The organism is Longimicrobiales bacterium (genome assembly GCA_035764935.1).
GTDB lineage: Bacteria > Gemmatimonadota > Gemmatimonadetes > Longimicrobiales > RSA9 > DASTYK01.
Genome location: DASTYK010000032.1, coordinates 1 through 9,262, shown reverse-complemented (window position 1 = coordinate 9,262; position 9,262 = coordinate 1). Strand labels below are relative to the sequence as shown.

Genomic DNA, 9,262 nt, shown 5'->3' with positions numbered 1-9,262 from the left:
CGGCGCGGACATCGTCGCGTCGGAGCCGGTCGAAGTGTGGGTTGCGCCCAACGACGAGGAGATCCTCTTCACCTTCGACAGCGAGCTGGAGGGGTGGGAACCGGGCACGATCGAGGAGAGCTACGACGAGGACGAGGGCTGGGGCACCTCCGAGTGGCAGGAATGGTGCGGCGACGATCGCGAGGAGGGGTGCGTCAAGCTGGACGGCACCGGCGGCGGCGGGCGGCCCAACGCCTGGATCGAGCGCGACATCGAGATTCCCGCATCCGCATCGATGCTGTCGTTCCTGACGTCGCCACACAACCGCAACGGCTCGGGCAGCGACTACCGCATCCGACTGGTCGATGCCGGCGGTGCAACACACACGCTGATCGACTGGACCAGCACGAGCGGCAGCGCGCCCGATCTTTCCTGGGAGGAGGTCAGTGTTTCGATCGCCCCCTGGGCAGGTCAGACCGTCCGGTTCTTCTTCGAAGGCAGGGAGAACGGGCCGGGCTCGCACGAGCAGCGCTACTACGACGACATCCGGATCCACTAGGCGGCCCGCGAACAGTTCGGACTATGCCGCGGCAGGGCCTGACGATCCCTCGTCAGCGCCCTGCCCGCTCCGGCAGCAGCGTGAGATCCCGACGGAGCCGCCACAGCTCGCTTTCGGCCTGCACCACCGGCACCGCCGATCCTGCCAGAGCACCATCAATCGCATGCGTCGGATCGCGATCCGCGGCATCGAACGAGCCGAACCCGCTGCGTTCGACGGCGACCATGTACGCGACGTCGCTCGTGCCGACCACGCACTCGTAGACGGCATACGGCGCGAGCCCGGCCGACCGGCGAACCACGTTCAGCACGTCCTCGAAGGCGGCACGCTGCCCCGGTGAAACGTGGTACGTGACCACCTGCAGCAGCGCCGACGGTGAACGGTCCTCGAGCGACGTCGCCGTGCTCAGCTCCCGCCGCAGCCGCACCAGCCAGCGCGCCGTTGCGGTCGCGTGAGGGGCGAACGACGACGCTGCGTGCGCCGCATCACCCGCCGGGTCCACGCGCCGGTCCAGCGCCGCGAAACCGATCCCGAAGGTGCCGTCGATGAACTCGCCCATGCGCCGACCCGCGATCACGTCCCATCCGTACCAGGGCAGCGAGTCCGCCTTTTCCCGGTGCCACGCCAGGTGGGCGCGGTAACCCGCGTCGAACTCCGCGCGCGCACCCGCATGGGGGCGGTACGCGTACAGGATCCCTCCGTCTCCCTGGGCTGCTGCCCGCCCGACCGGGGCAAGCAGCAGCATCGCCAGGACCGGCCATGCTCGACCCATCTGCCTCTTCCTCCTGATCTGGTGCATCGGTCAGAACCGGCTTAGCTATAAAGCAGACGACCGAGTCTTATCAACTCAATAAGGCATATTTATGACTGACGGAGGCGGCCTGCACGACCCGACGGCTCCTGAGCTGCCATACCTGGCGGCGTTCCGGGCGGTATGTGCGGAAGGCAGCTTCACCGCGGCCGCCGCGCGGCTCGGCTGCACGCAGCCGGCGGTGTCCTACCAGGTGCGGAAGCTGGAGGACAGGCTAGGTGCGCGGCTGCTCGAGCGGGGAGGCCGCGCGCTGGTCCTGACAGCGGAAGGCCGTCGCGTGCTGCGTTTCGCGGACTCGACGTTCGCGCAGCTCGAGCGCGTGCGCGCCGACTGTCGTGCCGGTGAGCATCTCGAGCCGCTGCGGCTCGGCTCCGCGAGCGGCTTCGGCCGGTACGTCCTGATGCCCGCGCTGCGATCGCTCTGGCAGGAGGCGTCCTCGACCGGCGGGCTGGAGCTCATCCTGGAATACGACGCTGCGGATGCGATCCTCGAGCGACTGGAGGCCGGCAGCTACGACGCAGCGTTCGTGTACAAGCGCCTGGTCACCAGTGCGCTGACGTACCTGCCCGCCTACGACGAGGAGCTCGTGCTGGTGGCGGCGCCCCCGGTTGCCGCCGAGGTGCGTGTCGCGCCCCTCGAGGCCGCCGATTCGCTCGCACGCTTTTCCTTCGTCACGTACGAGGAGTGCGATTACGTGTTCGGCCGCTGGTTCGACGCGAGCTTCGGCGCGCAGCCGCAGCACGTACGCAGCCGCGCCCGCTTCACGGAGCTGGAGGAAGTGATCGACTTCGTCGCCGCGGGGGTGGGGCTCTCTGTGGTCCCGCGCGATTCGGCCGCCGCGGCGAGCGAGCGTGGCGAGGTGGAGGTGCTGTACGCGGCGTCGGGACGACGATGCTGGAACACGGTGTACCTCGTGACGCGTGCGGGTGGCGAGGTCCGGCCGCGAGTCCGGCGGCTGCTCGAGCTGGTCGAGGGCGCCCGCCAGCGCTGACCCGTCGGGGCGGCTCACTGACCCTGCCCCACGCTCCTTGACGCCACTCGTGCCGTCGAACCACTCTTGGCGTGCGTCGCTTCGACGCTTCTCCCGAGCAAGGACGAAATGCCGCCCGCCCCCCGCGCCCGCGTCGTCGGGTTTCCCGATACGGCGGAGCTGCCTCACTACCTGACGCCGGTACTCGGCCGTGAGGCGGACATCGCGCGCGTGTGCGCACTGTTCCGCGAGGCGCGCCTGGTGTCGCTGGTCGGTGCGGGCGGCACCGGCAAGACGCGGCTGGCTGCGGCCGTCGGCACTGCCATGCGACGCCGCTACGCGGGCGCCGTCGCATGGATCGACCTCGCCGCGCTCGACGATCCGGCAGCCGTCGCGCCGCACGTGGCGGGTGTGCTCGGCGCATGCGAGCAGCCCGGCCGCCCGCCGGAGGCCACACTCATCGACCTGCTCGATGCCAGCGCCGTGCTGCTGGTGCTGGACAACTGTGAGCACGTGCTCGATGCGTCCGCGGCACTGGTCGAATCCCTGCTGCGCGCCTGTCCGGGCACACGCATCCTCACGACCAGTCGCCAGGCGCTCGGCATCACTGGCGAGAAGGCGTGGGTCGTCCCGCCGCTCGCGCTGCCCGAAGACGACGAGCACGCGGCTGCATCTCCCGCGGTGCAGCTCTTCGTGCAGCGCGCCGCAGACGTGCAGCCCGGCTTCGCCCTCACGGCGTCGAACACCGCCGCGGTCCTGCACGTCTGCAGGCGCCTCGACGGCCTGCCGCTCGCGATCGAGCTGGCTGCAGCACGCGTGCGCACGCTGCCACCACCGCAGCTTGCCGCACGACTGGATTCCATGCTGAGCGTGCTGTCGACGACGTCGACGCAGCGGCTGCCGCGTCATCGCACGCTGCGCGCGCTGATCGACTGGAGTCATGCACTGCTCACGGACGACGAGCGTCGGCTGCTCGCGCGCCTTGCCGTGTTCACCGGTGGCTTCACTCTCGAGGCTGCCGAACGCGTCGCCGGAGACGATGCCGTTCCTGCCGAGCACGTGCTCGACCTGCTGGAGGCGCTGGTCGACCGCTCGCTCGTCACCGCGCGTGAGGCGCAGGGCGAGGCGCGGTTCACATTGCTCGAAACGGTGCGGCAGTATGCGTGGCAGAAGCTGGAGCAATCCGGTGAGACGGAACGGATGCGGACGCGCCACGCGGAGTTCTTCGTGGAGTTCGCAGAGCTGGCGGAGCCGCACATCCTCGGCGGCGCGCGCGGCATGCCATGGATGGCGCGCGTCGAGCGGGAGCACGGCAACCTGCGCGCGGCAATGGCGTGGTGCGATGCCGACGCCGCGCGCGCGACCCTCGCGCTCCAGCTCGGCGCCGCACTCCTCTGGTACGACTTCGCACACGGCCAGTTCGACGAGCCGCGTCGCATGCTCCAGCGCGCGCTCGAGCGTGCGCCCGACGCACCGCCGCACATCCGCGGCCGCGCGCTCACAACGCTCGGCTTCACTGCACTCTGGACGGGCGATGCTGCCGCCGTGCTGCCACCGCTCGGCGCAGCGGTCGAGCTGCTGCGCGAAACCGAGCGCAGCACAGATCGCGCGTTTGCACTGATCGGCTTCGGCATTGCCGCAGGCATGGGCGGCGATGCGGCCGGCGCGTTCCGCCTGTTCGACGAGGCGGAAGCGGCGCTCGGCAGCCCCGCCGACATTCCGCACGACGATTACCCGCGCGCGCTGCTCTACGCATTCGGCCGGTACTGGCGCGGCACCGTCGCACTCGCCGGCGGCGACGTCGCATTCGCACGCACCTGCTACCAGACCGCTGTCGATGTCGCACGTGCGTGGGGCTCGCACCCGACCATCGCCTACCCGCTCGCCGCGCTCGCGCGCGTGCTCGTACTGCAGGACGAGCTGGACGCGGCGCACGCATGCCTGGAGGAGAGTGCGACGAGCCACCTTCGTCACGACGAGCGCTGGGGACTCGTGCAGGCCCTCGACACCGCGTCGCTGCTGTTCTACCGCCGCGGCGATCCGCCAGGCGCCGCACGCCTGCTCGGCGTGACCGACCGGCTGCGCATGCGCAGCGGCATCGCGCCGACGCCGCTCGAGCTGGTGCAGCACGCGCGGCTCCGCGAGGCTGCCGTGGGTGCAATGGGTGAGCAGGCGTTCGCTGCTGCGTACGCGGCGGGAGAGGCAATGCCGGCGGCGGATGCGGTGCGCATGATCACGGCCGGCGGACACGGGACTCGTCCAGAATCCATGGATCCGGACCGCGTCGTGGCCGGTTATGGCCCTGCGGTCCATGAGCGCGCGCGACCGGCGACGGATACGTCACCGCCCGAGCTCGACGTCCGCGCACTCGGACCGCTCGAGGTGCGCGTGCGCGGCGAGCCACTGGCCGGTGACGCATTCGGGTCGAGCAAACCCCGCGAGCTGCTGCTGCTCCTGCTCTGTCATGCCGATGGCTGCACGCGTGAGCAGGTGGGACTCGAGTTCTGGCCCGAGTCGTCCGCAGTGCAGGTCAAGAACGCGTTCCACGTCACGCTGCACCGCCTGCGTCGCGCGCTCGGGCAGCACGACTGGATCACGATTGCCGGCGACCGGTACCGCATCGATCCCGCGCTGCGCGTCGCATTCGACGTCCGCACGTTCCGCGACGGTGTGAACGCATACCTCCGACAGCGCAGCAGCGACGCCGATGCGCTGGCCGCAGCACTGCAGCTCTATCGTGGCGATTTCCTCGCCGGTGAGCTGGTCGGCGACTGGCACCTGCCGGTGCGCGACGAGCTGCAGCGCCTTTACCGGGACGGGTTGCGCGCACTCGGTGCGCATCGCATGGAGGAGCGCAGGCCGGCCGAGGCGGCGGATGCGTTCCGTGCACTGCTGGCGGTCGAGCCTCTGGACGAGCCCGCCTGCCGTGCGCTCATGACCTGCTATGCCATGGCGGGCCAGCGCGTCGAAGCGATCCGGCTGTACGAGAACGTCGCGCGCCTGATGGGCGAGCAGCTCGGGACGAAGCCGTCCAGCGACACGGCGGCGCTGTACCGGGAGCTGCAGCAGTCGGCCTGAGCGGGGCGTGCCGCTCCCGCCGGGCTGCCGGGCTGCCGGGCGGCGAGACACGAGGACACGAGGCACGCGGCTCGCGCGAGCGCGACCCCCCTCGTGCTTCGAGACCGGGCTGTCGCCTGCCCCGGAATCCGTCATCCGTCCGCCCATGCGTTCCCGCCTGTAAGCGGCCTGTAATCGCCCTCCGGCCATCCTTCCACGCAGATGGGGCCGCGACCCCATTCCTGAACCCAACATCAGCATGGAGGACAACGATGCGAAGCGATATGCGGCAGGTGCGGCGTGGTCGGACGGCGCGGAGGCTGGTCGCCCTGGGTGTGCTCGGACTGGCGGCGGCGTGCACCACGGCGGACGCTGCGGAGTCAGACGGCAGGACGTCGCCGGAGGCGACGCCCGATGCGCCGGCGCTCAGCGCTGCGATGGACTCGGCGCTCGCGCAGGTGCGCGCTGCGACGATGAAGTACCAGGACGTCGACGTCGCGATCGCGGACGGCTACATGCGCGACCCGTTCGACGTCTGCGAGACCGCCGACATGATGGGCCGCCCGGCCAGCGACGGCGCCATGGGCATCCATTTCGCCCACCCCGGCCGGCTCGGCATCACCGCGCCGCCCAACCCGCGCGTGGACGGCAGCAGCACGCACACCGACTTCCTCCAGCCGGGCGTGCTCATCTACGAGCCGCAGGCCGACGGTTCGCTCGAGCTCGTCGCCGTCGAGAACCTGGTCTTCCTGGAGGCGTGGAAGGCGGCGGGCAACACCGAGCCGCCCGCATTCATGGGTCAGCCCTACAACCTGATGGTGGACGACCCCGCGACCGAGCTGGACGAGGCGCACCGCTTCGCTCCGCACTATGACCTGCACGTGTGGCTCTACCGCGAGAATCCGCGCGGCACCTTCGCACAGTTCAACCCCGACGTGAGCTGCGCGAGCCACAAGGGCGCGGCGCACGGCCACTGAGTGCAGTCAGGCGGGTCACCGGCACTGGAGGGCGAACGATGAACGAGCTTCGGCCTGTCGTGCTGGTGACCCGCGCGTGCAGTGACGCCGGCGTGCGCATCGTCGAAGCGCTCCGGCGTCACGGCGGCTTCGCGGTGCGCGTGATGGTGCCGCACGATCACGGAGCGCCCGCGCGGTTCGCTGCAACGCCGGACGTCGAGATCGTCCGCGGGGACTCGAATGATTTCGAAAGCCTGCGACAGGCGATGGCGGGGTGCTGGGGCGTGGTCGGCTGTGCACCGGCAGCGCTGCCACCGGTGCTCGCACTGCTGGACGCGGTCGCGGATGCCGGCGTCGGCCGCGTCGCGCTGATCCTGGAGGGCGCAAACGAACATTCCGGATCCGAGCTTGCGGGAGAGGCGGCGGAGTACGCGCTGTCCCTGGGGGTCCGGATCGACGTCGTGACACGCGGCGTCGAGGGTGACGCGGCGGAGCCGGAGGTGGTCGCGGGCGTGTTCGCGCGCTGAACGGTCTGTCTGCGCTGTCCGGTCTGTCCGGTCTGTCCGGTCTGTCCGGTCCCTGCCCGCCCGCACGTCGCCTTGCGACGCGCTGCGAGCGCAGCTCCTGCCCTTTCCTCCTCGTTCTTCAAAGGCAACGTTGCGCGCATCCGCCGTTTCCCGAACGCGAGCAACATTGGCTTCGATAATCAAAGGCAACGTTGCACGCGTCGCGGGCCGATCCAATGCGAGCAACATTGGCTCTGATTATCAAAGGCAACGTTGCACACGTCGCCGGCGCACGGGACGCGAGCAACGTTGCCTGCTACATTCCAGCCGATATCCGTGGCGGCGACGCCGGTCGACACTGGCACCGCCTCCCGCACCAGGTCCAGGCCGCCACCGCGGCCGCCGTTGCCGCCGCCAGAAGGCACGGCGACCGCGGCCGCCACCGCCGCCGCCTGCACCAATCGCACGGACCGACCGAATGATGATTCTGCGCCACCCCACTGCCCTTGCCCTCCTCGTCGGCGCTGCGCTCCCCGCGCTCGCCGCGCCGCGCATGCTGCACGCGCAAGCGACGCCGCCCGACACCGTCATCGAGCACGAGGCGATCCTGGTGACGAGCACACGCGCGGAGCGGCGCATCGAGGACGAGCCGATCCGCGTCGAGGTCGTGGGGCGCGAGGAGATCGAGGAGAAGCTCCTCATGACGCCCGGCGACATCGCGATGCTGCTGAACGAGACCGCCGGACTGCGCGTGCAGCCGACGGCGCCGTCGCTGGGGGGTGCGAGCGTGCGGATCCAGGGGCTGCGCGGCCGCTACACGCAGATCCTGTCGGACGGGCTGCCGCTCTTCGGCGGGCAGACCAGCGCGCTCGGCCCGCTGCAGATCCCGCCCATGGACCTGGCGCAGGTCGAGGTGATCAAGGGCGCGGCGTCGGCGCTGTACGGCGCGTCCGCGCTCGGTGGCGTCGTGAACCTGATCTCGCGCCGGCCGCACGAAGAGCGCGAGCGCGAACTGCTGTTGAACCAGAGCACGCTGGGCGGAACGGACGCGATCCTGTGGACCTCCCAGGAGCTGGGAGACTCGTGGGGATACACGCTGCTGGCGAGCGGACACCGGCAGTCCACTGCGGACGTGGACGAGGACGGCTGGGCCGACCTGCCGTCGTTCCGCCGGGGCGTGATCCGGCCGCGCGTGTTCTGGAACAACGAGCGCGGCGCGAGCGTGCTGCTGACCGCGGGCGGCATGATCGAGGAGCGCGAGGGCGGCACCACCGACGACGGCACCACGCCCGCGGGCACGACCCACGCAGAAGCACTCGATACGCGACGCGCCGACGCGGGCATCGTCGCACGCGTGCTGCTCGGCGGATCGCGCCTGCTCAGCGTGCGCGGCTCCGGCACGCTGCAGCGGCACGAGCACCGCTTCGGCGTGGCGCGTGAGCGGGACCGGCATGCGACCGGCTTTGCCGAGACGGCGCTGTCGGCGACGAGCGGCGCGCACACCTGGGTGCTCGGCGCGGCGCTGCAGTACGAGCGCTACGACGCGGACGACGTCGCCGGCTTCGACTACTCCTACGCCGTGCCGGGCCTGTTCGTGCAGGACGAATTCGACGCCGCGCGCTGGCTCACGCTCTCCGCGAGCGCACGCGTCGACCACCACAACGAGTACGGCGCCTTCCTCAGCCCGCGCCTCTCCGCGCTCGTTCGCCCGGCCGAGGACTGGAGCATACGCGCGTCGGGTGGCACGGGCTTCTTCGCGCCGACGCCGTGGATCGAGGAGGCAGAAGCGATCGGCCTCGCCCGCATCACCGGCTGGGGCGAGCTCGACGCGGAGCGTGCGCAGACGGTCTCGCTCGACGTCGGCCACACGCGCGGTCCCTTCGAGTTCAACGCGACGCTGTTCGGCTCACGCATCGAGGACGCGGTGCAGGCACGCACGTCGGAGGCGGATCCGTCGCTGCTGGAACTGTTCAATGCGACGTCGCCCGTACGCACCTGGGGCACCGAGCTGCTCGCGCGCTTCCACCGCGAGGGCGTGCACGTCACCGCGACGCACGTGTACACGCGCTCGACCGAGCCGGACCCGGACGCGGCACCGGAATCGGATGCACGCCGCGAGGTCCCGCTCACGCCACGACACGCGATCGGCGTGGTCGCCGCACTGGAGCAGGAAGGACGCGGTCGTATCGGTGCGGAGTTCTACTTCACCGGCCGGCAGACGCTGGACGAGAACCCCTACCGCGCGACGTCGCCCCGCTACGTCATCGTCGGCTTCCTGGCCGAGCGCCGGTTCGGGCCGGTGCGCGTCTTCCTGAATGCGGAGAACATATTCGACACCCGCCAGACGCGGCACGATCCGCTGGTGCTGCCGGCGCGCGAGCCGGACGGGCGGTGGATCACGGACGTCTGGGCGCCGCTGGACGG

At 70.7% G+C, this 9,262-nt stretch carries 7 protein-coding genes; 6 read left to right on the top strand and 1 reads right to left on the bottom strand.

The genetic code is table 11. The features are described from left to right. Positions 1-538: hypothetical protein (locus tag VFU06_02375; GenBank protein ID HEU5208233.1), on the top strand; the 538-nt coding region annotated here is incomplete at its 5' end. A 52-nt stretch (positions 539-590) separates the two neighbouring features. On the opposite strand, the gene VFU06_02370 is transcribed toward VFU06_02375, so the two are convergent. After that, positions 591-1,310, bottom strand: a complete 720-nt coding sequence (locus tag VFU06_02370; GenBank protein ID HEU5208232.1) for a hypothetical protein — start codon at positions 1,308-1,310, stop codon at positions 591-593. 91 nt (positions 1,311-1,401) lie between these two features. Between VFU06_02370 and VFU06_02365 the strand changes: the two genes are divergently transcribed. The 5 genes from VFU06_02365 to VFU06_02345 form a co-directional block, all read left to right on the top strand. Further along, entirely contained in the window at positions 1,402-2,340 is a 939-nt protein-coding gene (locus tag VFU06_02365) for a LysR family transcriptional regulator (GenBank protein ID HEU5208231.1), read from the top strand. 108 nt (positions 2,341-2,448) lie between these two features. After that, positions 2,449-5,397 carry a BTAD domain-containing putative transcriptional regulator gene (locus VFU06_02360; GenBank protein HEU5208230.1) on the top strand — a complete coding sequence of 983 codons (2,949 nt, stop codon included), beginning with the start codon at positions 2,449-2,451 and terminating at the stop codon, positions 5,395-5,397. A gap of 251 nt (positions 5,398-5,648) precedes the next feature. Next, positions 5,649-6,353, top strand: a complete 705-nt coding sequence (locus VFU06_02355) for a hypothetical protein (GenBank protein ID HEU5208229.1) — start codon at positions 5,649-5,651, stop codon at positions 6,351-6,353. A 38-nt stretch (positions 6,354-6,391) separates the two neighbouring features. After that, positions 6,392-6,859 (top strand): NAD(P)H-binding protein, encoded by a 468-nt coding sequence (locus VFU06_02350; protein ID HEU5208228.1) that lies wholly within the window; start codon positions 6,392-6,394, stop codon positions 6,857-6,859. 457 nt (positions 6,860-7,316) lie between these two features. Then, positions 7,317-9,262 (top strand): TonB-dependent receptor (locus VFU06_02345; GenBank protein ID HEU5208227.1); only part of this gene is annotated, 1,946 nt, incomplete at its 3' end.